At 42.9% G+C, this 24,711-nt stretch carries 14 protein-coding genes; 10 read left to right on the top strand and 4 right to left on the bottom strand.

What is annotated here, in order from left to right; genetic code table 11:
- The first annotated feature begins 29 nt into the window (after window positions 1–29).
- The gene (locus RB604_RS12920; RefSeq protein ID WP_007480512.1) at window positions 30–326 is read left to right on the top strand and encodes a thioredoxin family protein; all 297 of its coding nucleotides are present in this window, start codon (window positions 30–32) and stop codon (window positions 324–326) included.
- A gap of 117 nt (window positions 327–443) precedes the next feature.
- Here RB604_RS12920 and RB604_RS12925 read toward each other — a convergent pair whose 3' ends face one another.
- From RB604_RS12925 to gltB, 4 genes are all read right to left on the bottom strand, one after another.
- Window positions 444–1,205: a glycerophosphodiester phosphodiesterase family protein gene (locus RB604_RS12925; protein WP_044094020.1), complete on the bottom strand. Its 762-nt coding sequence runs from the start codon at window positions 1,203–1,205 to the stop codon at window positions 444–446.
- Window positions 1,206–1,620: 415 nt separating this feature from the next.
- Window positions 1,621–3,285 (bottom strand): asparagine synthase B, encoded by a 1,665-nt coding sequence (gene asnB / locus RB604_RS12930; RefSeq protein WP_007480513.1) that lies wholly within the window; start codon window positions 3,283–3,285, stop codon window positions 1,621–1,623.
- 138 nt (window positions 3,286–3,423) lie between these two features.
- Window positions 3,424–4,755: a glutamate synthase subunit beta gene (locus RB604_RS12935; protein WP_005923305.1), complete on the bottom strand. Its 1,332-nt coding sequence runs from the start codon at window positions 4,753–4,755 to the stop codon at window positions 3,424–3,426.
- 176 nt (window positions 4,756–4,931) lie between these two features.
- Complete coding sequence (gltB, locus tag RB604_RS12940; protein WP_007480514.1) at window positions 4,932–9,548, bottom strand: glutamate synthase large subunit; 4,617 nt, start codon at window positions 9,546–9,548, stop codon at window positions 4,932–4,934.
- Window positions 9,549–9,914: 366 nt separating this feature from the next.
- On the opposite strand from gltB, the gene glmS reads away from it, so the two are divergent.
- The 9 genes from glmS to RB604_RS12985 all read left to right on the top strand — a co-directional run bounded on the left by glmS (window position 9,915) and on the right by RB604_RS12985 (window position 24,707).
- Window positions 9,915–11,759, top strand: a complete 1,845-nt coding sequence (gene glmS / locus RB604_RS12945) for a glutamine--fructose-6-phosphate transaminase (isomerizing) (protein ID WP_005923299.1) — start codon at window positions 9,915–9,917, stop codon at window positions 11,757–11,759.
- Window positions 11,760–11,906: 147 nt separating this feature from the next.
- On the top strand, window positions 11,907–13,790 hold the full coding sequence (locus RB604_RS12950) for an amidophosphoribosyltransferase (RefSeq protein ID WP_025819611.1): 1,884 nt from the start codon (window positions 11,907–11,909) through the stop codon (window positions 13,788–13,790).
- Between the two features lie 211 nt (window positions 13,791–14,001).
- Complete coding sequence (gene carA / locus RB604_RS12955) at window positions 14,002–15,081, top strand: glutamine-hydrolyzing carbamoyl-phosphate synthase small subunit (RefSeq protein ID WP_007480516.1); 1,080 nt, start codon at window positions 14,002–14,004, stop codon at window positions 15,079–15,081.
- Window positions 15,082–15,090: 9 nt separating this feature from the next.
- On the top strand, window positions 15,091–18,324 hold the full coding sequence (gene carB, locus RB604_RS12960; protein WP_055294983.1) for a carbamoyl-phosphate synthase (glutamine-hydrolyzing) large subunit: 3,234 nt from the start codon (window positions 15,091–15,093) through the stop codon (window positions 18,322–18,324).
- Window positions 18,325–18,960: 636 nt separating this feature from the next.
- Complete coding sequence (locus RB604_RS12965) at window positions 18,961–19,515, top strand: UpxY family transcription antiterminator (protein WP_005923288.1); 555 nt, start codon at window positions 18,961–18,963, stop codon at window positions 19,513–19,515.
- Between the two features lie 94 nt (window positions 19,516–19,609).
- The gene (locus RB604_RS12970) at window positions 19,610–20,095 is read left to right on the top strand and encodes a UpxZ family transcription anti-terminator antagonist (RefSeq protein ID WP_055294985.1); all 486 of its coding nucleotides are present in this window, start codon (window positions 19,610–19,612) and stop codon (window positions 20,093–20,095) included.
- Window positions 20,096–20,123: 28 nt separating this feature from the next.
- Window positions 20,124–20,915 carry a polysaccharide biosynthesis/export family protein gene (locus RB604_RS12975; RefSeq protein ID WP_055294987.1) on the top strand — a complete coding sequence of 264 codons (792 nt, stop codon included), beginning with the start codon at window positions 20,124–20,126 and terminating at the stop codon, window positions 20,913–20,915.
- 21 nt (window positions 20,916–20,936) lie between these two features.
- A complete protein-coding gene (locus tag RB604_RS12980) occupies window positions 20,937–23,381 on the top strand; it encodes a GumC family protein (protein ID WP_055294989.1) in 2,445 nt (814 codons plus the stop codon).
- Window positions 23,382–23,426: 45 nt separating this feature from the next.
- Window positions 23,427–24,707 carry a lipopolysaccharide biosynthesis protein gene (locus tag RB604_RS12985; RefSeq protein WP_055294991.1) on the top strand — a complete coding sequence of 427 codons (1,281 nt, stop codon included), beginning with the start codon at window positions 23,427–23,429 and terminating at the stop codon, window positions 24,705–24,707.
- The last annotated feature ends 4 nt before the right edge of the window (window positions 24,708–24,711 follow it).

Here is a 24,711-nt window from a genome sequence, read left to right on the forward strand (position 1 = left end):
TGCAGTATAATTAAAAAAGTAAATAAATGATGGACGATGTAACTAAACGATTAGAAGAAGCAGCCCAGACCAATCATCTGGTTTTGATTTTATTTTATGCAGATTGGTCTCCCCACTATGAATGGTTGGAACCGGTTATTAATGCATATGAAAAGAGAGTCGTCGAACTTGTAAAAGTGAATATTGAAAGTGACAAAGCTGTTGCAGATTCTTATAATATAGAAACTGTTCCGGCTTTTGTGTTACTGCACCGTGGAAAGGAATTGTGGCGGCAAATCGGGGAACTGACTGTTGATGAATTCCGGCTGGTATTGGAAGAGTTCTGAAATTGGTGATGTAATTGGTGTGATAAGCGGACTAATGACAAGAGATAAACAGGCTGCACTATATACTGCATGGCACTAATCACTTATCATTGATCCGCTTATCACTAATTCATTATTTCACTCTTTCATTATTTCATTCAGCAATACCGGTTCATTAGTCGTGATGAAATCAACCTTCTTTTCGATAAGCCATTTCATGTCTTTTTCTTTATTGACTGTCCAGACGTTTACTTTCATGCCGAGATCGTGGCATTCTTTTATCCATTCGGGATGTTTTCGGAAGACGTTCAGATGATAGTCCGGTCCGGCACACCCCATCTCTTTCAGTTCTTTCGGGGGTAGTTTGCCATCCAGATAAAAGACAGGAGTTCCGGCAGGAGTCAGGCGGATAAATTCCTTAGTGGCATGCAATGAAAAAGTAATGTATTCCATTCTGTCGTTCAGCCCGAGTTTTTTCACCATCGCCACTATCTTTTCTACGGCTTTCGTTTCCCGTTCCGGGCTGCTGAGTTCTTTCAGTTCCAGAATCAGGCGTGTCTTGGTTTTTAGAGCAGCTTTGAGATATTGTTCAAGGGTAGGGAGGCTCTCGCCGTTATCCAGCTTCAGTGAAGTAAGGTTTGCTGCCGTAGAGCGTTCCATGCTTTTTAGCTTGAAAACAGGATCATGGTTCACCACAAGCTTATCATCTGCCGTGAGCCACACATCGAATTCGGAACCGTAGCAGCCGATAGAATCGGCTTTAAGAAGAGCGGCAATGCTGTTTTGTGCCGAACCGTCTGTTTTCCAATAGCCGCGATGGGCGATAACCTGAGTTTGGGCCATTACGCCGCATGTTGATAGGACGAGGGCGGAGGCAAGTAGAATCTTTTTTATTTTCATCATATGCAAATAGTTTTTTTACTATGTTGCAAAAGTAAGGAAAGAAAGTCTTGATTGTTTTACATCATTATTAAATCTTAGTTAATATATCAAGATTCATTTTTACGGAGAAAGCTATGTCTGCCGCACCATAAAAACATGCTATATTGATTCCGAAGGCTGTTTTTAACATGTGTGCATAGCCACCTGCCTGTCTTTAGTTTCTTAATATGGATTGCTAATATTCAGTTTTCAATTTAATCCCCAATGCTTTAGACAAAGAAAGGAAGCTGGAAAGTTGCATATCTGTTTCGTCTTTCTACTAATTTCGAGCATAATATCTGTTTTCTTGCTTTTTATTTACATAAATGAAACCAATTAGTTACATTTATGTAAATAAAAAGCAAGAAAATAACGGTCATTGTTGGAGACATTTTCAATATGCTTCTTCGTGTATCCCTTTTACGGCCCGTCCACTGGGTTCGTTCTTGCCTTGGAAGGCGGTATCCCAAGCCAGTGCTTCTGCTGTGGAGCAGGCTACACTGGGCACGCTCGGTACGCTTTTCGCTGCCGATGCGCTGGGGAAGTGCTCTTCGAAAATACTACGATAATAATATTCCTCTTTGTTCTGTGGCGTGTGGATGGGGAAGCGTTCGGCAGCCTGTGCCATTTGTTCGTCGCTTACGGCTGTTGCGGTGATAGCTTTCAGCGTATCTATCCAGTTGTATCCTACACCATCGCTAAATTGTTCTTTTTGACGCCAGACCACACTTTCCGGTAGCATATGTGCAAAGGCTTCGCGTACTATTTTCTTTTCAATCACCTTTCCCGATGCCATCTTGGCCTCCGGATTGAGACGCATGGCAACGTCCAGAAATTCTTTGTCGAGGAATGGGACACGTCCTTCTATACCCCAAGCGGCAAGGCTCTTGTTGGCACGCAGGCAGTCGTAAAGATACAGCTTGGAGATTTTGCGTACGGTCTCTTCATGGAAAGCACGGGCGTCCGGTGCTTTATGGAAGTAGAGATAACCGCCGAATATCTCGTCCGCTCCTTCACCGCTAAGTACCATTTTGATTCCCATCGACTTGATGACACGTGCCAGCAGATACATCGGTGTAGAGGCACGTACGGTAGTCACATCGTAAGTCTCGATAAAATAGATTACATCACGTAGTGCATCGAGCCCTTCTTGAATGGTATAGTTTATTTCGTGATGGACGGTTCCGATATATTCGGCTACCTCACGAGCCTTACTGAGATCGGGAGCACCTTTCAAGCCAATGGCGAAAGAGTGTAGCTGTGGCCACCAGGCATCACTGGCACCATCTGTTTCAATGCGTTTGGCTGCATATTTCTTGGCGATGGCCGAAATGACGGAGGAATCCAGACCGCCGCTTAACAATACCCCATAAGGGACATCACTCATTAATTGGCGATGTACAGCTGCTTCAAGGGCATCATGTACATCGGATACATGGGCAGTGTTGGTTTTCACAGCTTCATAATCCATCCAGTCGCGGGTATACCAACGTTTCATTTTTTGTTCTTTACTATGGTAATAGTGTCCCGGAAGGAAGGGTTCGTAATCTTCGCAGAAACCTTCGAGAGCTTTCAATTCACTGCCTACATACACCTTTCCATCTGCATCATACCCGATATAAAGAGGTATAACGCCGATAGGGTCGCGGGCAATGAGAAACTCGTCTTTTTCTTCATCGTAGAGTGCGAATGCGAAAATACCGTTAAGCTCTTCCAAGAAGTGTATGCCTTTGTCTTTATAAAGCGCAAGTATCACTTCGCAATCGCTTCCTGTCTGAAATTCATAACGTCCGGCATATTGTGCACGTATGTCCCGATGATTGTATATCTCACCGTTTACGGCAAGTACCACTTTATGGTCGGGCGAGTAGAGAGGTTGCCCTCCACTTTCCGGGTCGACGATAGAAAGGCGTTCGTGTGCCAGGATGGCACTGCCGCCTACATAGATACCACTCCAGTCCGGTCCGCGATGACGGATTTTTTGTGCCATACGCAATGCTTTGTCCCGCAATTCTTTCGACTGGTTCTTTATATTGAATATTCCTGCTATTCCACACATGATTTTGAGATTTATGGTTTATGAATTATGATTTCTGGATTTGTGAATTATGAATTATGGCTTTTTGCTGCCCCCCGTTAAGCCGGTCTTTTCCTTTTCTGATAGCTTCTTCTGATAGCTTCGGTCATGATTTCTAATTTATAAATCATAAATCAGTTTCGCTACTCTGCGTCCTTCTGCCATTGCACGTACTACGAGACTGGCTCCTGTTGCCGCATCACCGGCTATGAATACATTTTCCGGATATTCCGGCTGTTCCGGTTTCAGGAATCCCATGGCAAGTAATACCATATCGGCTTCAATGATTTCTTTTTTGCCGGTGGGCTTCATGACTGGTCGTCCACCTGCGGCAGGAGTGCTCCATTCTACCTCTTCTACCTCTACACCGGTGACTTTACCGTTTTTACCGATGAATCGGTTGGAAGCAAGTGACCATCGGCGCATACAGCCTTCTTCATGTGAAGAGGTAGTTTTCAGTACCACCGGCCATTGTGGCCACGGAGTCGCATCATTATGTCCGACAGGGGGCTGAGGCATGATTTCTATTTGTGTTACACTGACAGCTCCTTGTCGTACACTGGTACCTATACAGTCCGAACCGGTATCCCCTCCACCGATGACAAGTACTTTTTTCCCTTTTGCATTCACCATCTTATCTTTAGCAAAAGTCTGTCCTTCTATAATCCGGTTCTGTTGTGATAACATTTCCAATGCAAAATGGATTCCTTTCAGTTCACGTCCCGGTATGGAAAGATCGCGAGGCGTTTCTGCACCGGTACAAATACAGTAAGCATCGAATCCTTCGGGCAGATGAGCCGTGTCTATCGCTGTATTCATTTTGAACAGAATCCCTTCGGCTTTTAATATTTCCATGCGGCGGTCGATGATGTTTTTATTCAGTTTGAAGTTCGGAATACCGAAACGGAGTAGGCCGCCCGGTGCTTCTGCCTTATCGAAAAGGGTGACGGTATATCCTTTTCTGTTCAACTGATTGGCAGCTACCAATCCCGCTGGGCCGGCACCGATTATTGCTACCCGTTTTCCATTACGTACGGGTATTACCGGAGTGATATATCCTTCACGAAAAGCGGCTTCTACAATAGCGGCTTCATTTTCGCGAATGGTTACCGGTTCGTCACACGATAGCTTTAGTACACAGCTTTTTTCGCAAAGGGCAGGACAGATGCGTCCTGTAAATTCTGGAAAATCACATGTGGCAGCCAAGATTTCATAAGCCTCTTTCCACTTTCCCTTGTAGAGAGCATCCTGCCATTCGGGTTGCTTGTTGCCTAATGGACAAGCCCAATGGCAGAAAGGTACTCCACAATCCATGCAGCGCGATGCTTGTAGTTTCCGGTCGTGGGTATTAAGGGTTTGCTCTACTTCTCCATAATCGGTGATACGTTCGTGTACGGGGCGGTATCCGGCCTCCTGACGGTGTATGGTTAAAAATGCTTTTGAATCTCCCATGATGGTTTACGATTTTACGATTTACAATTTACGATTGAAATTACCATTTTGATTTACGATTTTACGATTTACGAATTACGATTGAATTTACCATCTATTTGCGACTGAAGTCATTCTACTTGTTCATTTAAAGAAGTAACTTCAATCGTAATTCGTAAATTGTCTAATCGTAAATCCTAATAGTCTCTTTGCATATCCGCAATCTTCTGTTGCAATTTCCGCATTTGCTCTTCCTGTAGCACCTTTTTGTATTCGATGGGCACTACTTGTATGAATTCGTCTACATAGCGGTTCCAGTCATCGAGTAGGATACGTGCTTGTTTACTACCGGTATATAAATAATGTTGCCGGATGAGCTCATGTAATTCTTTGCGATAACTTGCTTCTTCGATGAGAGATAATTCTACCATCTCCATGTTGCAGAAATAATCGAAATTCCCTTCTTTGTTCCAGACGTATGCTACTCCGCCGCTCATGCCGGCTGCAAAGTTTCGTCCGGTTTGTCCCAGTACTACTACACGTCCACCTGTCATGTATTCACAGCAATGGTCTCCTACGCCTTCTACTACGGCGATGGCTCCCGAGTTACGGACGGCGAAACGTTCACCTACGCGTCCATTGATGTAGACTTCTCCACTGGTGGCACCATATAATAAAGTGTTACCGGCTATCGTGTTTTTTTCTGCTTCAAAATTGCTTCGTACCGGCGGTAGTACGGATATGCGGCCGCCACTCAATCCTTTGCCGAGGTAGTCATTGGCCTCTCCTTCCAGTTTGAAGTTGACTCCCGGAGTAAGAAATGCACCGAACGATTGTCCGGCAGAACCTTTGAATTTTATATTCAGTGTGTGTTCCGGCAGACCGTTTTCGCCATATTTGGCAGCGATTGCACCCGAAAGCATGGCGCCTACGGCGCGATCCGTATTGGCAATCGTGTATTCCAGTGAGATTTCCTTCTGATACTCAATGGCATCTTGTGCGGCATGAAGTATTTCTACATCTTTGACGGTAGAAATACCGTGATCCTGATTGGTGACATGGCGGATAGCAGCGTTGTTGTCTACTCGTGCCAGTAATTTACTGAAGTCGATGAGCGCATGTTTGGGATTTCCATTATCGGCTTTGCGCTCGATGAGGTCGGTGCGCCCGATAAGATCATCCAGTCTTTCCACACCGATTTCGGCAAGATACTCCCTTACTTCTTGTGCCAAGAAAGTGAAGAAGTTGACCAGATATTCACTCCGGCCGTGAAAACGCTTACGCAATTCTTCATTTTGAGTGGCAACGCCTACCGGACAGGTATTCATGTGACATTTACGCATCATTACGCAACCCAGTACGATCAATGCCGAAGTTGCAAATCCGAATTCTTCGGCACCCAGCATAGCCATTAGTACGATGTCGCGTCCGGTTTTCAACTGCCCGTCTACTTGTAGCATGACTTGCCCGCGCAGTCCGTTCAATACCAAAGTCTGTTGTGCTTCGCTCAGTCCCAATTCCGGTGAAATGCCGGCATAACGAATGGAAGAAGCGGGAGAAGCGCCTGTACCGCCTTCCGCACCCGATATCACGATGAGATCGGCCTTTGCTTTCGCCACGCCGGCGGCGATTGTTCCTATTCCGCTTTCTGCTACCAGCTTTACGCTGATTTTGGCTTTCGGATTTACATTTTTTAAATCGAAGATAAGCTGTGCCAGATCCTCTATGGAGTAGATGTCATGATGGGGCGGGGGAGATATGAGTGAGATGCCCGGTATGGAATGGCGGGTTTTAGCTATCACCTGGTCCACCTTGTATCCCGGTAACTGCCCGCCTTCGCCGGGCTTTGCTCCTTGGGCTATTTTAATCTGTATTTCATCCGCATTGACAAGATATTCCGTTGTTACCCCAAAGCGTCCGGAAGCTACTTGCTTGATGGCACTTCGCAGGCTTGTTCCATCCGCACGGGGGATGAAACGTGCTGCATCTTCTCCACCTTCGCCTGTATTGCTACGTCCGTGAATTTTATTCATGGCTATTGCCATTGCTTCGTGTGCTTCACGGCTAATGGAACCATAACTCATGGCACCGGTTACGAAACGGCGCATAATATTTTCTATTGGTTCTACGCGGTCTATGTTGATGGGGTTACGTTTGAATGCAAAGAAGTCTCGCAAAAAAATGGGGGCTTCTTTGTTGTCTACCATAGAAGTAAACTCTTTGAATTTTTTGTAACTACCCAAACGCGTAGCCAGTTGCAGTGTGCTGATTGTTTCCGGATTCCAAGCGTGCTTTTCTCCATCTTTCCGGAAAGAATACAACCCCCTGTTGTTTAGTTGAAAGTTGAGAGTTGAAAGTTGAAAGTTATTTGGTTGAGAGCTGTTTTGAGAGTTTGCTACGTCTTCCTGCTGCATAGAACTTTCCACTTTCAATTTTCCACTTTCAACTGAAAAAACGGCGTCTCTTGCTATTTCCTCAAGCCGGATTCCGCCGATTCGTGACGGGAGACCGCCAAAATAAGCATTGCTCAATTCCTCGCTCAGACCTATGGCCTCGAATATTTTCGCACCACGATATGAACGGATGGTGCTGATCCCCATTTTGCTCATCACTTTGAACAATCCTTTGCAGATAGCTTTGATGTAATTCTTTTCTGCAGTGGCATAGTCGAGTTGGATCTCTTTTCGGGCAACCAGTTTGTCGAGTATGGCAAAGGCCATATATGGATTCAAGGCACTTGCCCCGAAACCAAGCAACAGGGCAGCGTGCATTACTTCGCGTATCTCGCCACTTTCAACTACAAGAGCGGTTTGTACACGTTTTCCTACCGAGATAAGATGATGGTGTACGGCACTTACTGCCAGTAGCGAAGGAATGGCTGCATGCGTGGCATTCACATCCCGGTCCGTCAGTATGATATAGTTCACACCTTCCGCCACTGATTCTTCCGCCTGCTTGCATATGGTAATTAATGCTTCCTGTAAGCCGGCCTTACCACGGGAAATTTCAAATAACATAGGCAGCTTCACCGTTTTGAACCCTTTGTAGCGGATATTGCAAAGAATATCCAATTGTGCATTGCTTAAGATAGGATGGTTGAGGCGTACCATTTTGCAGTGGCTTTCGTTTGGGGTGAGAATGTTCATTCCTACGGCACCGATATATTCCGTCAGTGACATTACCAGCTCTTCCCGGATCGGGTCGATGGGAGGATTGGTCACCTGCGCAAATTGCTGCCGGAAGTAATTGTATAGTAATTGCGGCTGATCCGAAAGTATAGCGAGCGGCGTATCATTACCCATAGAACTGATAGGTTCTGCTCCGGTAGTAGCCATCGGAGTGATAATTTTCTCGACATCTTCTTTGGAGTAGCCGAATACATGCAGCATTTGCTCATATCTTTCTACACTATGTGATACTTTGCGCCCGCTTTTCAGTTCGTCCAGTTCAATACGGTTAGTCGCCAACCAAGTACGGTAAGGTTTGGCATCCGCCAGTTGTTTTTTCAGTTCGTGGTCGTAGTATATTTCTCCTTTTTCCGTATCAACCAATAATATTTTTCCCGGTTGCAGGCGGCCTTTTTCTTTTATATCTCCCGGTTCGAAATCCATAACACCTACTTCACTGGCTACTACCATCATGTCATTTTTGGTGATGAGGTAGCGTGCCGGACGCAGCCCATTGCGGTCGAGCATGCCACCGGCATACCGCCCGTCACTAAATAACAGTGCGGCAGGACCATCCCAAGGTTCCATCAGGATAGAGTGGTATTCGTAGAAAGCTTTCAAATCTTCACTGATCGGATTTTTTTCATTAAATGATTCCGGTACGAGCATTGCCATTGCATGCGGCAGGCTGAGTCCGGACATGACGAGAAACTCCAAGACATTATCCAGTGATGCACTGTCGCTCATGCCCGGTTGGATAATGGGGCGTATCTCTTTGATGTCGCCGAGGGCAGGAGAAGAGAGTACGCTTTCGCGTGCTTCCATCCATCCGCGATTTCCCCTGATTGTGTTTATTTCGCCATTGTGCGCCAGTAGGCGGAAGGGCTGCGCTAATCCCCATGTAGGAAAAGTGTTGGTACTGAAACGGGAGTGTACCAATGCCAGCCCACTGGTGAAGTAACTGTTTGTAAGGTCCGGGAAGTAGTTGCGCAATTGCAACGATGAGAGCATACCTTTATATATAATGCTTTTGGTTGAGAGCGAAACGATATAAAAATCTTCTTTCCCGGAGATTGTTGATTTCATTATCCGGTTTTCGATCTTTTTCCTTATTATATATAATTTCCGGTCGGCTGTTTCCGTTTCTGTGAATCCGGTGATAAATGCCTGTTTGATTTCCGGCTCTGCTGTTAATGCCGACTCTCCTAAAATTTCGGAACAAGTAGGTACATTACGCAGGTGCATCAACGTGAGTCCTTCTTTTTCTATCTCTTCGATGATGATACTCAGGATGTCTGCCTGTGCCTTGGTGTTTTTAGGCAGAAAGAGCAGTCCGGTGCCGTAACGCCCTTTTTCGGGGACAGGGATACCTTGCAACAAGATAAATTCATGGGGAATCTGTAACAAGATACCTGCGCCGTCTCCTGTTTTGTTGTCAGCTCCTTCAGCACCGCGATGACGCATGTTTTCGAGCACTTTTAGTGCCGACTCTACGATATCATGCGATTTTTCTCCATGAATGTTTACCAACATGCCAACTCCGCATGCATCGTGTTCATTTGCTGCATCATACAATCCCAACTGTTCGGGTTGTCGTTGGTAAGGTGATTTCTTTGTTTGGCTGATAAAAAGTTCTCTTTTTCTCATTCTTTTTAGCTTTATTGTATGATAATACCAGTTTTGTCTATCAAAATGTTTTGCAAAAATATGGATTTAATTTCATAATGATACTATTTATTTGGTTTTGTGTTACACGATTTCGATTGATCTCGTTTAGTGGTGATAATTTGAAAGTGGGCAGTCTTGTTTTTGCGTTAATATGAAAGTGTGGAAAGTTGTTTTGGTTTTAATTTGTAATATCTTTCTTTTTGAGATTAAAATAATAGAAAAATTAACTTTTTGATATAAAAATCACTTTTTCCTATTCTTATGTCTATATTTTATAGAAAAACTAATCTATGTGTTATTAATAATATGTATATTTGCTCCCGAAAACAAAAAAAATAGGATAATATGTGTGGAATTGTAGGCTACATTGGTAAAAAAGAAGCCTACCCCATCCTTGTAAAAGGTTTGAAGCGATTGGAATATCGTGGATATGACAGTGCCGGGGTAGCATTAATCAGTAACAACCAGCAGTTAAATGTGTATAAGACGAAAGGAAAAGTCTCCGATCTTGAAAATTTTGTCACACAAAAAGACATTTCTGGCAATATCGGTATTGCGCATACGCGATGGGCCACTCACGGAGAACCTTGTTCTGCTAATGCTCATCCTCATTATTCCTCCTCCGAAAATCTCGCTCTCATCCATAACGGTATCATTGAAAACTACGCCGTTCTTAAAGAAAAACTTCAGGCCAAAGGCTATACATTTAAAAGCAGTACCGATACGGAAGTACTCGTACAATTAATCGAATACATGAAGGTGACCAATCATCTGGATTTGCTGACCGCCGTACAACTGGCACTGCGTGAGGTGATCGGTGCATACGCCATTGCCGTATTGGAAAAAGACCGTCCGGACGAGATCATTGCTGCCCGTAAAAGTAGTCCGTTGGTGGTGGGTATTGGTGAAGATGAGTTCTTTCTGGCTTCAGATGCCACGCCCATTGTAGAATATACGGATAAAGTGGTTTATCTGGAAGATGAGGAAATTGCTGTCATACACAGGGGCAAGGAACTAAAGGTGGTTAATCTTAATAATGTGGAAATGACACCCGAAGTGACTAAAGTGGAACTTAACCTGGGACAGCTTGAGAAAGGCGGTTACCCACATTTTATGTTGAAAGAGATTTTCGAACAGCCCGATTGCATTCATGATTGTATGCGCGGACGTGTCAATGTGGAAGGTACCAGTGTTGTGCTTTCTGCCGTTATCGACTATAAGGAAAGGCTTTTGAAAGCAAAACGCTTTATTATTGTGGCTTGTGGAACCTCTTGGCATGCCGGATTGATCGGCAAGCATCTGATCGAAAGTTTCTGCCGTATACCGGTGGAGGTAGAATACGCCTCTGAATTTCGTTATCGTGATCCGGTGATTGGTGAAGATGATGTTGTGATCGCCATTTCGCAAAGTGGCGAGACGGCCGATACATTGGCAGCCGTAGAATTGGCAAAAAGTCGCGGTGCGTTTATTTACGGCATTTGTAATGCGATCGGTTCATCCATTCCGCGTGCCACACATACCGGTTCGTACATCCACGTAGGACCGGAGATTGGCGTGGCATCCACTAAAGCATTTACCGGGCAGGTCACTGTACTCACAATGCTGGCTTTGACATTGGCACGTGAAAAACAGACCATCGATGAGGCTCATTTTCTCAGTGTTGTGCGTGAACTGAATTTCATCCCTGAAAAAATGAAAAAAGTATTGAAACTAAATGATGAAATTGCAGAATTATCTAAAATATTCACGTATGCGCATAATTTTATCTATCTTGGTCGCGGATATTCGTATCCGGTAGCTTTGGAAGGCGCTTTGAAGCTGAAAGAAATCTCATATATCCATGCTGAAGGGTATCCTGCTGCCGAGATGAAGCATGGTCCCATTGCATTGATCGACGCGGAGATGCCGGTAGTGGTGATTGCCACTCAAAACGGTATGTACGAAAAAGTGCTTAGTAATATACAGGAAATCAAGGCCCGTAAAGGAAGAGTGATAGCCGTTGTTACCGAGGGAGACACGGTGATAAGCAAGATAGCCGATTATTGCATTGAACTTCCCGAAACACTGGAATGTCTCGATCCGTTGGTTACTACTGTGCCTTTGCAGTTGCTGGCCTATCATGTAGCTGTGTGCAAAGGCATGGATGTGGACCAGCCGAGAAATCTGGCGAAGTCGGTAACGGTAGAATAATGTGCCAATGAGGCAATTTGTCGATTAGCCAATGTGGCAATGAAGGGATTTGCCAATGAACTGAAAATAAATAATATCAATAATTAATATATTGTGTGCGCAGCCAATTGGCACATTACCACATTGGCATATTGGCACATTATTATTATGGAACAATTAAAGCATGAATGTGGCGTCGCTATGATACGCCTGCTTAAGCCTTTGGAGTATTACGAAAAAAAGTATGGCACTTGGATGTACGGGTTGAATAAACTTTATCTTTTGATGGAGAAGCAACACAACCGTGGGCAGGAAGGTGCCGGACTTGCCTGTGTGAAGCTCGCTGCCAATCCCGGTGAGGAATATATGTTCCGTGAACGCGCGTTGGGGTCGGGAGCTATTACTGAAATATTTGAAACGGTACAGGGCAATTTTAAGGACCTGACTTCCGAACAGTTGCACGATGCCGGCTTTGCCAAACGTAATCTGCCTTTTGCCGGAGAGGCTTATATGGGGCATTTACGCTATTCTACTACCGGAAAATCGGGTATCTCTTATGTTCATCCTTTCTTGAGAAGAAATAACTGGCGTGCCAAGAATCTGGCACTTTGCGGTAATTTCAATATGACAAATGTGGATGAGATTTTTGCCCGTATTACAGCTATCGGTCAGCATCCCCGTAAATATGCCGATACTTATATCATGCTCGAGCAGGTAGGACATCGCCTTGATCGTGAAGTGGAGCGTCTTTTCAATCTGGCAGAGGCGGAGGGACTGACAGGTATGGGGGTGACCAACTATATCGAAGAGCATATCGATCTTGCCAACGTGCTGCGTTCTTCCAGTAAAGAGTGGGATGGGGGATATGTCATTTGCGGATTGACAGGAAGCGGTGAATCATTTGCAATCCGTGATCCGTGGGGCATTCGTCCTGCATTTTGGTATCAGGATGACGAAATTGCCGTCTTGGCTTCCGAAAGGCCTGTCATACAAACTGCCCTTAATGTACCTGTCGGAGAGATTAAAGAACTTCAGCCGGGGCAGGCACTCCTTATCAACAAGGCGGGCCAGCTCCGCACTACTCAGATCAATAAGTCCCGTCAGAGAAGGGCATGTTCTTTTGAGCGTATTTATTTCTCCCGGGGGAGTGATGTGGATATCTATAAGGAACGCAAACTGCTGGGTGAGAAATTAATCCCGCGTATTTTGAAGGCGATCAATAATGACCTTGACCATACGGTTTTTTCCTTTATCCCCAATACGGCCGAAGTGGCGTTTTATGGAATGCTCGAAGGGCTGGACAACTATCTCAATGAAGAGAAAGTACGGCAGATAGCCTCTTTGGGGCATAATCCGAACATGGAGGAACTGGAACTTATACTTTCCCGGCGTATCCGTAGCGAAAAGGTGGCTATCAAAGATATCAAACTGCGCACCTTTATTGCCGAAGGCAACAGTCGCAATGACTTGGCGGCCCATGTGTATGATATTACCTACGGTAGTTTGCGTGCCGGTATTGATAATTTGGTGATTATCGATGACAGCATTGTGCGGGGCACAACACTCCGCCAAAGTATCATCGGCATTCTCGATCGACTGGGGCCGAAGAAGATTGTTATTGTGAGTTCTTCTCCACAAGTACGTTATCCCGATTATTACGGCATCGATATGGCAAAGATGAGTGAGTTTATTGCTTTTAAAGCGGCAGTCGAATTACTGAAAGACCGGGACATGAAAGATGTGATCGCCGCTGCTTACCGTAAATCGAAAGACCAGGCGGGACTGCCGAAAGAGCAGATGGTGAACTATGTGAAAGAAATTTATGCGCCGTTCACTGATGAAGAAATTTCTGCCAAGATGGTGGAGTTGCTTACTCCGAAGGGCACAAAAGCCAAAGTGGAAATTGTATATCAGCCTTTGAGCGGTTTGCATGAGGCTTGCCCTAATCATAGTGGAGATTGGTATTTCAGTGGGGACTATCCTACACCGGGTGGCGTGAAGCTGTTGAATGAAGCATTTATAAATTATATAGAACAAGTATACCAATTTTGAGATTTATGATCGAGGAGATACAATCGAGGAGATTTACGATTAGACGATTTACGAATTACGATTAAGGTCACTGTTTAAATAAACAAGTAGAAAAGGACTTCGGTCACAAATAAAATGGTAATTTCAATCGTAAATAGTAAATCGTCCAATCGTAAATCCAAAAGGTAATTTCAATCGTAAATAGTAAATCGTCAAATCGTAAATATAAAAGATGCGAAATGTAACTTTAATCCTCAACGACGGGAGCCGTTTTCATGGCAAGTCGTTTGGCTACGAAAAGCCGGTGGCAGGTGAAGTGGTTTTCAATACCGCCATGACAGGTTATCCGGAGAGTTTGACCGACCCTTCGTATGCCGGCCAGTTGATGACTCTTACTTATCCGTTGGTAGGTAATTACGGGGTACCTCCTTTTACGGTCGAGCCCAATGGACTGGCTACTTTTATGGAAAGTGAAAAAATCCATGCGGAAGCCATTATTGTAAGTGATTATTCGGAGGAATACAGTCACTGGAATGCAGTGGAGAGCCTTGCCGATTGGTTGAAGCGTGAGCAAGTGCCCGGGATCACAGGAATAGATACCCGCGAACTTACTAAGGTGCTGCGTGAGCATGGGGTAATGATGGGACAGATCATATTCGATGATGATCAGCAGAATGCTCTTGAAGCAGTTTACGCAGGAATCAACTATGTAGATAAAGTCAGTTGCAAAGAGGTCATCCGGTATAACCAGGGAGAAGGAAAGAGGAAAGTTGTACTTGTAGATTGCGGTGTAAAGACGAATATTATCCGTTGCTTGTTGAAGCGTGATGTCGAGGTGATCCGTGTTCCTTGGGATTATGATTTCAATGAACTGGAATTTGATGGACTGTTTATCTCCAATGGGCCGGGCGACCCTGATACCTGCGATGCTGCCGTACAAAACATCCGTAAAGCGATGCAGAATACGAAACTACCTATTTTCGGTATCTGTATGGGCAACCAGTTGCTTTCGAAAGCCGGGGGCGCCAGGATATACAAATTGAAATACGGACATCGCAGTCATAACCAACCGGTACGCATGGTGGGGACGGAACGTTGTTTTATTACCAGCCAGAATCATGGTTATGCAGTAGACAACAATACATTGGGTGCCGATTGGGAACCCCTATTTATCAATATGAACGATGGTTCGAACGAAGGTATCCGGCATAAGACAAATCCTTGGTTCTCTGCACAGTTTCATCCCGAAGCTGCCAGTGGGCCGACGGATACGGAGTTCTTGTTTGATGAATTTGTAAATCTGCTAAAATAACCGACTATAATGAAAGAACAAAATATAAAGAAAGTATTGCTTCTCGGCTCCGGCGCTTTGAAAATCGGCGAAGCCGGTGAGTTCGATTATTCCGGATCGCAAGCGTTGAAAGCCTTGAAAGAAGAGGGGATAGAAACGATTCTTATCAATCCGAACATTGCTACGGTGCAGACCAGTGAAGGAGTAGCCGATCAGATTTATTTTCTCCCCGTCACTCCCTATTTTGTGGAGAAAGTTATTCAGAAGGAGAAACCGGACGGTATTATGCTCGCTTTCGGTGGACAGACCGCGCTCAACTGTGGTGTGGCCCTTTATAAGGAAGGCATTCTTGAAAAATACAATGTGAAAGTGTTGGGTACACCCGTACAGGCCATTATCGACACGGAAGACCGGGAGCTCTTTGTAGAAAAACTGAATGAGATCGATGTAAAAACCATCAAGAGCGAAGCGGTGGAGAATGTGGAAGATGCCCGTCGTGCCGCTACTGCTTTAGGTTATCCGGTGATTGTCCGTGCCGCCTACGCTCTTGGCGGACTCGGTTCCGGTTTCTGCGACAATGAAGAGGAACTGAATGTACTTGTGGAAAAAGCTTTTGCTTTCTCTCCGCAGGTGCTGGTAGAAAAATCGTTGCGAGGATGGAAAGAGGTGGAATATGAGGTGGTGCGTGACCGGTTCGATAACTGTATTACGGTTTGTAATATGGAAAATTTCGATCCGTTGGGGATCCATACCGGTGAGTCTATCGTTATAGCTCCCTCTCAGACGTTGACGAATAAAGAATATCATAAATTGCGCGAGCTTGCCATTCGCATTATACGCCACATCGGCATCGTGGGTGAATGTAACGTGCAGTATGCATTCGATCCCGAATCGGAAGATTATCGCGTGATCGAAGTTAATGCCCGCCTTTCACGTTCATCCGCATTGGCTTCCAAGGCAACAGGTTATCCGTTGGCTTTCGTTGCCGCCAAATTAGGGCTCGGCTATGGATTGTTCGATTTGAAGAACTCTGTAACGAAAACGACCAGTGCTTTCTTCGAACCGGCATTGGACTATGTTGTCTGCAAAATTCCCCGTTGGGATTTAGGTAAATTTCATGGCGTCGATAAAGAGTTGGGTTCTTCCATGAAGTCGGTAGGTGAGGTGATGGCCATCGGCCGTACTTTTGAAGAAGCTATCCAGAAAGGGCTTCGCATGATAGGGCAGGGGATGCACGGCTTTGTAGAAAACAAGGAACTTGTCATCGCCGACATCGATAAAGCGTTGCGGGAACCTACGGATAAACGTATCTTTGTTATTTCTAAGGCCTTCCGTGCCGGCTATACGATCGATCAGGTGCACGAACTGACGAAAATAGATAAGTGGTTTCTTCAGAAGTTGATGAACATCATGCGTACTTCCGAAGAGTTGCATAGCTGGGGAAACAATCATAAACAGATCGCAGAGTTACCTCTCGAACTGTTGAAGCAAGCCAAGCGGCAAGGTTTCTCAGACTTTCAGATAGCCCGTGCCATCGGCTATGAAGGCGATATGGAAGAGGGCATTCTTTTTATCCGCAAGCATCGTAAAAGTGTAGGTGTGCTTCCGGTTGTAAAGCAGATCGATACTTTGGCCGCCGAATATCCGGCACAGACCAATTATCTGTATCTCACTTATAGTGGTGTGGCCAATGATGTAACCTATTTAGGCGATCGTAAATCGATCGTTGTGTTAGGTTCCGGTGCTTATCGCATCGGTTCTTCCGTTGAATTCGACTGGTGTGGCGTGCAGGCGTTGAATACGATCCGCAAGGAAGGCTGGCGCAGCGTCATGATCAATTATAATCCGGAGACAGTATCTACCGATTACGACATGTGCGACCGTCTTTACTTCGATGAGCTGACCTTCGAGCGTGTGATGGATATTCTCGAACTGGAAAATCCGCATGGAGTCATTGTCTCTACCGGTGGTCAGATTCCGAATAATCTTGCTTTGCGGCTGGATGCGCAGAAGGTCAATATACTCGGCACTTCTGCCAAGAGCATCGACAATGCCGAAGACCGTGAGAAGTTCTCTGCCATGCTCGACCGCATCGGGGTAGATCAGCCCCGTTGGCGAGAACTTACTTCGATGGACGATATCAATGAATTTGTCGATGAAGTCGGTTTTCCGGTGCTTGTCCGGCCGTCCTATGTGTTAAGTGGTGCGGCTATGAACGTCTGTTCCAACCAAGAAGAATTGGAACGTTTTCTCAAACTGGCAGCCAATGTATCAAAGAAGCATCCGGTAGTGGTAAGCCAGTTTATCGAGCACGCCAAAGAAGTGGAGATGGACGCTGTGGCTCAAAACGGCGAGATTATCGCTTATGCTATCAGTGAGCATATCGAGTTTGCCGGCGTACATTCCGGTGATGCGACCATTCAATTCCCGCCGCAAAAACTTTATGTAGAAACGGTTCGCCGTATCAAGCGTATCAGTCGTGAGATTGCAAAGGTGCTGAATATCTCCGGTCCGTTCAATATCCAGTATCTGGCCCGTGAGAATGACATCAAGGTGATCGAATGTAATCTTCGCGCTTCGCGTAGTTTTCCGTTTGTCAGCAAGGTGTTGAAGATCAACTTTATCGAACTGGCTACAAAAGTGATGCTCGGTCTTCCGGTAGAGAAACCTTCGAAAAATCTTTTCGAACTCGATTATGTCGGTATCAAAGCATCTCAGTTTTCATTTAACCGTTTGCAGAAAGCTGATCCCGTACTGGGGGTAGATATGGCTTCTACCGGTGAAGTGGGTTGTATCGGAAGTGATACTTCCTGTGCAATTCTGAAAGCGATGCTTTCCGTGGGTTACCGTATTCCAAAAAAGAACATTCTTCTGTCTACCGGCACTCCGAAGCAGAAAGTAGATATGATGGGAGCTGCGCGTATGCTGGTAGATAAGGGTTATAAACTTTTTGCTACCGGAGGAACACATCGTACGCTTGCGGAAAACGGTATCGAAAGTACACTTGTTTACTGGCCGAGCGAGACGGATCAGTACCCGCAGGCTCTTGAAATGCTTCATAATAAGGAGATAGATATGGTGGTCAATATTCCGAAGAATCTTACGGCCGGAGAACTTGACAACGGATATAAAATCCGTCGTGCAGCTATTGATTTGAATATTCCGTTAATTACCAATGCTCGTTTGGCAAGCGCATTTATCAGTGCTTTTTGTACGATGAGTATTGATGATATTGCTATAAAAAGCTGGGAAGAATATAAGTAATCTTTATTGAGATTGAGATACTTTTGAATAGAAGCTGCGTGACGGACCACTGTCACGCAGCTTTTTTTATGGCATATCCTGTCGGCATAACTTTATTCATTATTGTTACTCTTCCTAAAATAAGTATCTCTCCATAGAAGGAAAAGTAGTCTTCAGTGAAATATAAACCAAAGCTTTAAATCGTAGATTATAAAAAGAGGGAATAATAGTTTTCTACCCGACAATTGAAAGTTTATACCGAATGATAAGAGATTTTTCTTCCCATGTTTTGTCTGCAATTCAAAGAAAAGGAATGTGTTCGGAGTCGATTCACAGACTCTTGTTTGGAATCTCTCTTTTATGTGATTGATACATAGATGAAAATCATAGACTTTATAGCTTTATTATTCAGACTGTTATATATGTATTGAATCTTGTGGAACATTTTTTTTGATAAAGCACTTTGTATATATAGAAAAAGGTTATATCTTTGCGCTTCGAAAAAGAACATCTGTGTGATTCTATACTTTTTGAATCTGACCACCTGGGATAGGGGAATGAATAGAAGTAAATGAATACAAGATCAATAATAATTGAATTAATCCACTTGATCGGGAAATATTTCTTTATCCCGATGTCCCCAAAGTATATCCATTTGTGAATAAATCTACCGGTTTAGCTTGGTATGCTCTTCGCATTACCTATAGTCGTGAACTCGCATTTAAACAATATCTTGACGATCGGAATATAGAAAACTTTATTCCCATGCGTTATGAATATGTGGTTAAGGGGGAGAGGAAAATACGTAAATTGGTTCCTGTCGTTCATAATTTAGTATTCGTATATGCCTCCAGACTTCAAATTGATGAAATGAAAACGACTGCGGGTACTCAATTGCCTATTCGTTATATTATGGACAGGGAAACCAACCAGCCTATCACCATACCGGAAACTCAGATGCGCAGTTTTATTGCTGTTGCCGGTAGCCATGATCAGCAAGTTGTGTATCTCGATCCCACTACCATCACCTTTAAGAAGGGAGAGCGTGTTCGTGTTACCGGAGGGCTTTTCGAAGGTGTTGAAGGAGAATTTGTTCGTGTAAAGGGAGACCGTCGTGTAGTTGTTTCCATTCAAGGCGTTATGGCGATAGCCACTGCCTTTATTCACCCCTCTTTAATAGAACCAGTTAATTTAAATATGGTTGAAAAATAATTCAACCTTCCGTAAATTCTTAATTGTCAACGTACCTATGTATTATAATCGGATGATGGTCATGATCGCATAGGGAATAATCGTCAATCTATTTATGTCTTTACAGTCCGAAATAGATGCATTGCATTGCATTGCGTCCGAACTTCTTTGTCTCGGTTTGGATGGGGAACCTATTTATGCCGATCATTTTCAGCAGCTTAATGCAGATGTCTATAATTATGCGGAAGCTCTTAGTTGTGAACATGGCAGTACTTCCGAAGAGGAAGCTTCTCTTTGCGTAGCTCTTTTGGCAGCGTATAATGCCACTATTTATAATAATGGTGATAAGGAAGAGAAAATACAGGTTATTCTCGAACGCAGTTGGAAAGTGCTTGAACATCTGAAATCCTCTTTATTGAAATGTCAGTTATTGGTTGCCTGTTATGGTGAAGTTTTTGATAGAGAATTGGCTCAGGAGGCTCGTGCTATTATGGATAGTTGGGAAAGTCGTAAGTTGACAGACGAGGAGCGTGAGGTTGTGGAACAGCTAAAGGCTTTGGAAGAGAATCCTTATCCGTGGGATGAAATGGGAGAGAAATAAATTAAGTGAAAATTTATAAGTGTTTTTTATGAATACAAAAGTTCAACATTATTTTTTATTGTGCTTGATTACCTTATTGGTATCTTGTTCGGCCCCTAAAGAGGTACTTTACTTACAGGATATTGCCACAATAAAAGAAGAGAATATTGATAAGAATTACGAAGTGATTATTCATAAGGATGACCTATTGGCTATCCTTGTGAATAGTAAGGATCCAGAGTTAGCATTACCATTTAATATGCCTGTAGTTACTTTTCAGATAGGTGCTCAAACTACTACTCAACAACGTTTACTGGGCTATCTTGTTGATCAGAATGGCGATATTGATTTTCCTATTCTGGGTAAAATACATGTAGAAGGCTTAACCCGTATGCAGGTTACTGAGCTAATTAAGCAAAAGCTAATGAATGAGGATTTAATAAAGGATCCAATTGTTACCGTTCAGTTTCTGAACTTTAAAGTTTCTGTAATGGGAGAGGTGGCTCGTCCGGGTACATTCGATATTTCCGGTGACCGTATCACTTTGTTAGAGGCTTTGAGTATGGCCGGTGATTTGACTATTTATGGTCGTCGTGACCGAGTAGCTGTGATTCGTGAGAAGGATGGCAAGCGTCGTATTTTATATCATGATTTACGTTCTTCGGATATTTTCCAATCCCCTTGTTATTATCTACAACAGAATGATATTGTCTACGTAGAGCCTAATAAGGCAAAGACGGGTCAAAGCCGTATAAATTCGAACAATTCGGTTGGAGTATGGTTGTCTGCTGTCTCCGTATTAGCGTCTATTACTTCCCTTTTAGTAACTATGTTTAAATAATTTTTGGAATAAAATAACGAAATGAATACAGAATCACAAAATAATAATGATATTCGTGAACAAGATTTAGAAATAAATCTTATTGATATTTTTCGTCTTATTTTTGTCAATTGGTATTGGTTTGTCCTGTCTGTTTTAATTTGTATAGGCTTTGCTTTTTTTTATTTGAAATCCTCTTCTAAAGTATATAGTCGTAAGGCTTCTGTACTTATCCGAGACGATTCTAAGGGAGGAAATATGAGTGAGTCTTCCGCTTTTGCAGATATTTCTTTTTTCGGTGGCAAACGTAATGTGGATAATGAAGTACTTGTTTTTCAGTCTCGCAATTTGATGGAAAAAGTTGCTCGTCGTCTGCATTTGGATATGAGCTATACAGTAAAGAATGGTTTACGTGATGATGAACTTTATACCCATTCTCCAATAACGGTCTCATTTCCAGAATCAGAGGAACGACAGGTTATAGAAATGAAAGTGACTCCTGTTGATTCTGTTACAGTGAAGCTTTCCGATTTAACTTTAACCATCGGCGATGAAGAACTTCGTTCTACAGAAACGATAGATGTTCATTTAAACGATACAGTTTCCACTCCTGTCGGTACAGTGGTCATAACTCCCAGCTTATACTATACAGATGCTTTCTATGCAAAGCCTATTTATGTTGTTAAATCAAATATGGAAAAGGTTGTTGAAGGTTATCAAAATAGAATAAAAATTTCTCTTGCCAGCAAAACCGCAACGATCATTAACCTTGTCCTGGACGATGTATCTACAGCTCGATCTGAAGACATCCTGAATATGCTTATTGCCGTTTATAATGAGGATGTCATTAATGATAAAAATCAGATTGCTGTCAATACCTCTAAGTTTATTAATGAAAGGCTAATTATAATAGAACGTGAACTGGGCAGTGTAGATGCCAATATTGAAAGTTTTAAGCGTGAGAATCAGTTGACAGACATTACTTCTGAGACAGGTATGTATCTGCAAAATACGAGTCGCTATAAACAAGAAGGCCTTAGTTTAGAAAACCAGTTAAGTATTTCGAAATATATTAAGGAATATTTAGTTGATCCTCAGAAAAATTCCGATTTGATACCGGCCAATACGGGAATTTCGGATAATAGTGTTGAATCTCAGATTAAGGAATATAATGATATGCTGTTGAAGCGTGATAAACTAATAACCGGCAGCAGTAATAAGAATCCTATCGTGATTGACTTGAATAACTCTTTGAGTGCGATGAAGCAAACAATTATTCGTTCTGTAGATAACTTAATTGTCGGGCTTAATATTCAATTAAAAAATATTCGTGAACAAGAAGAACAAACAACAAAGCGTATTGAAGCTGTCCCTACGCAACAGAAGTATGTTCTAACCGTAGAACGACAGCAAAAAATCAAAGAAGAACTTTATCTTTACCTGTTGAATAAACGTGAAGAGAATGCTTTAACGCAAGCGATTACTGAAAGTAATGCCCGTATTATTGATCCTGCTTCGGGGAGTAATAAACCTGTAGCTCCCAAATCAATGATGATTCTTTTGGCTGCCGTTGCTTTGGGTGCTGTTATTCCCATGGGAGTTTTGTGGTTATTGAATGTAACAGACACCAAGGTTCGTACTCGTAAGGAATTGGATCAAGTTTTAACCATTCCTTTTTTGGGTGATATACCCCGTCATGGCAGTAAGAAGGGGGAAGATGCAGATGGAATTGTTGTTCGTGAGAGTGGCCGTGATTCTGTTTCCGAGGCATTTCGCATTGTGCGTACGAACATGGAGTTCATGCGTGTGAAATCGAATAATCTGCAGGTAGTTATGTTTACTTCCGCCAATCCCGGTGCGGGTAAGACTTTTGTTTCCAGCAACCTTGCCATGAGTATTGCTCAAACGAATAAGAAAGTTGTTTTGGTTGATGTTGATATTCGTAAAGGAACGTTAAGCGGCATCTTTTCAAATGTGTCGGGGCGTATGGGATTGACTCATTATCTTTCAGGGCGAACGGATAACTTAAATGATATTATAGGTGTAAGTGAGGAGTATGATAAGCTGGACATTGTTTTCTCCGGTCCTGTACCTCCCAATCCTGCCGAACTTTTATTGAGTGAACGCTTGGATCGTTTTGTCAGTGAGCTTCGTAAACGTTATGACTATGTTATAATCGATAATGTTCCTGCCGGTATGGTTGCCGACGCCTCTATTGTAAACCGTGTAGCCGATCTTACCATTTTTGTGGTTCGATCAGGTGTTATGGATCGCCGTCAATTACCTGAACTTGAAAAGATGTATCGTGAAGAGCAGTTGCATAATATGTCCGTAGTGTTGAATGGAGTTTCTTATGAGCGTAAAGGTTATGGCTATGGTTATGGCTATGGTTACGGTTATGGTTACGGCTATGGTAAAGAACATGAACGCCAAGACGGGTTAATAAAACGTCTAAAAAAATCGATTTACCGTTTTTTTAAACATTGATATATTTTTATCAATGATATGTGTAAATAAGATATTTGTCATACAATGTTCTTTTTAAAAAAATATAGGGATAGTTCTCTGGTAAAAAATTCTTTTATCCTAATTTTAGGTACAAGTATTGCACAATTTTTGCCATTGATAATATACCCAATATTGGCTCGATTATATTCTCCGGATGATTTTGGCTTTTTAGCCACCCTGACGGCAATCACATCCATTTTGTGCGTCATATCAACAGGAAAATACGAATCAGCTATTTTAATAGCAGATAATGAAACGAAATCAATAAACTTAATTGCCTTAGTTTTTGCGGTTAGTTTAATTGTGCTGTTGCTGATATCAATTTTCGTCTGTTTATTTATTGGTTCTATTAAAGATTTTCTTGGAATAGAAAAAAGTGGATTCTATTTATTGATCTGCCCGTTGTCTGCCTTGTTTATAAATGTTTTTAATGTTTATAATGAATGGTGTGTACGGAATAAATTGTATAAACGATTGTCATATAATAAAATAGTAAGCTCCACTATGGTTTCTGGTGGAAAATTGGTATTTGGAGTATTCCGCTTCTTTAATTCAGGATTAATTGTTGGCGATCTGTCAGGTAGGGCATTGACCGCATTTGTCTGTTTGCACCGAATGTATGTTCATGAATTGCATTTATTAAAGAGTATATCATTAAAACAAATAGTTACGCAGGCCAGACGGTTTAAAGACTTTCCAAAGTTTACTATGCCTGCCCAGCTATTGAATACTGTGGGGGGAGCGGTTCCTGTCTTATTATTGGGAAAGTATTATAGCGGAAGTGACTTAGGGCATTTCTCTATGACCATGAGTGCTTTGATGATTCCGGTAAACGTAATTAGTATTTCTATCCGGGATGTGTTTAGACAAAAGGCGAATGAGATATATAAGGGAGGTAATTCGTTTAGGGGTTTATTTAAAAAAATGTTTATTGTTTTATTCATAGTAACATTCGTTTGTTCAATCGGAGTATACCCTGTTTTACCTCATTTCTTCACTTTGGTTCTTGGGGAAAAATGGTTGGAAACCGGTGAAATAGCTCAAATATTGCTACCTATGATAGCGTTAGATTTTGTAGCAATGTCTTTATCCGGTGTTTTGACTATAACAGAAAAACTGAAATATAACTTGTATTGGCAAATCTATTTCGTATCAATATCTGTGATTTCTATTTTGTTGGGTAGTCTTTATTTTACAAGTTTTTATGATACGATATTTATATTTTCATTAGGACGCAGTACTGCGTACCTTTTTTTACTTTTTCTTTCTTACAAATTTTCTAATGAGGTTTTAACTAATAGATAGATAT

Origin of the sequence: Bacteroides salyersiae, from assembly GCF_031172035.1 — a bacterium.
Lineage (GTDB): Bacteria > Bacteroidota > Bacteroidia > Bacteroidales > Bacteroidaceae > Bacteroides > Bacteroides salyersiae.

What these genes read in the sequence shown, in the direction of transcription:
- RB604_RS12980 (WP_055294989.1), top strand. Translation starts at nt 20,937, where the DNA reads ATGAATACAGAATCACAAAATAATAATGATATTCGTGAACAAGATTTA.
- RB604_RS12920 (WP_007480512.1), top strand. Translation starts at nt 30, where the DNA reads ATGGACGATGTAACTAAACGATTAGAAGAAGCAGCCCAGACCAATCAT.
- RB604_RS12950 (WP_025819611.1), top strand. Translation starts at nt 11,907, where the DNA reads ATGGAACAATTAAAGCATGAATGTGGCGTCGCTATGATACGCCTGCTT.
- RB604_RS12985 (WP_055294991.1), top strand. Translation starts at nt 23,427, where the DNA reads ATGTTCTTTTTAAAAAAATATAGGGATAGTTCTCTGGTAAAAAATTCT.
- RB604_RS12925 (WP_044094020.1), bottom strand. Translation starts at nt 1,205, where the DNA reads ATGAAAATAAAAAAGATTCTACTTGCCTCCGCCCTCGTCCTATCAACA.
- asnB (WP_007480513.1), bottom strand. Translation starts at nt 3,285, where the DNA reads ATGTGTGGAATAGCAGGAATATTCAATATAAAGAACCAGTCGAAAGAA.
- carA (WP_007480516.1), top strand. Translation starts at nt 14,002, where the DNA reads ATGCGAAATGTAACTTTAATCCTCAACGACGGGAGCCGTTTTCATGGC.
- gltB (WP_007480514.1), bottom strand. Translation starts at nt 9,548, where the DNA reads ATGAGAAAAAGAGAACTTTTTATCAGCCAAACAAAGAAATCACCTTAC.
- glmS (WP_005923299.1), top strand. Translation starts at nt 9,915, where the DNA reads ATGTGTGGAATTGTAGGCTACATTGGTAAAAAAGAAGCCTACCCCATC.
- RB604_RS12970 (WP_055294985.1), top strand. Translation starts at nt 19,610, where the DNA reads ATGTCTTTACAGTCCGAAATAGATGCATTGCATTGCATTGCGTCCGAA.
- carB (WP_055294983.1), top strand. Translation starts at nt 15,091, where the DNA reads ATGAAAGAACAAAATATAAAGAAAGTATTGCTTCTCGGCTCCGGCGCT.
- RB604_RS12975 (WP_055294987.1), top strand. Translation starts at nt 20,124, where the DNA reads ATGAATACAAAAGTTCAACATTATTTTTTATTGTGCTTGATTACCTTA.
- RB604_RS12935 (WP_005923305.1), bottom strand. Translation starts at nt 4,755, where the DNA reads ATGGGAGATTCAAAAGCATTTTTAACCATACACCGTCAGGAGGCCGGA.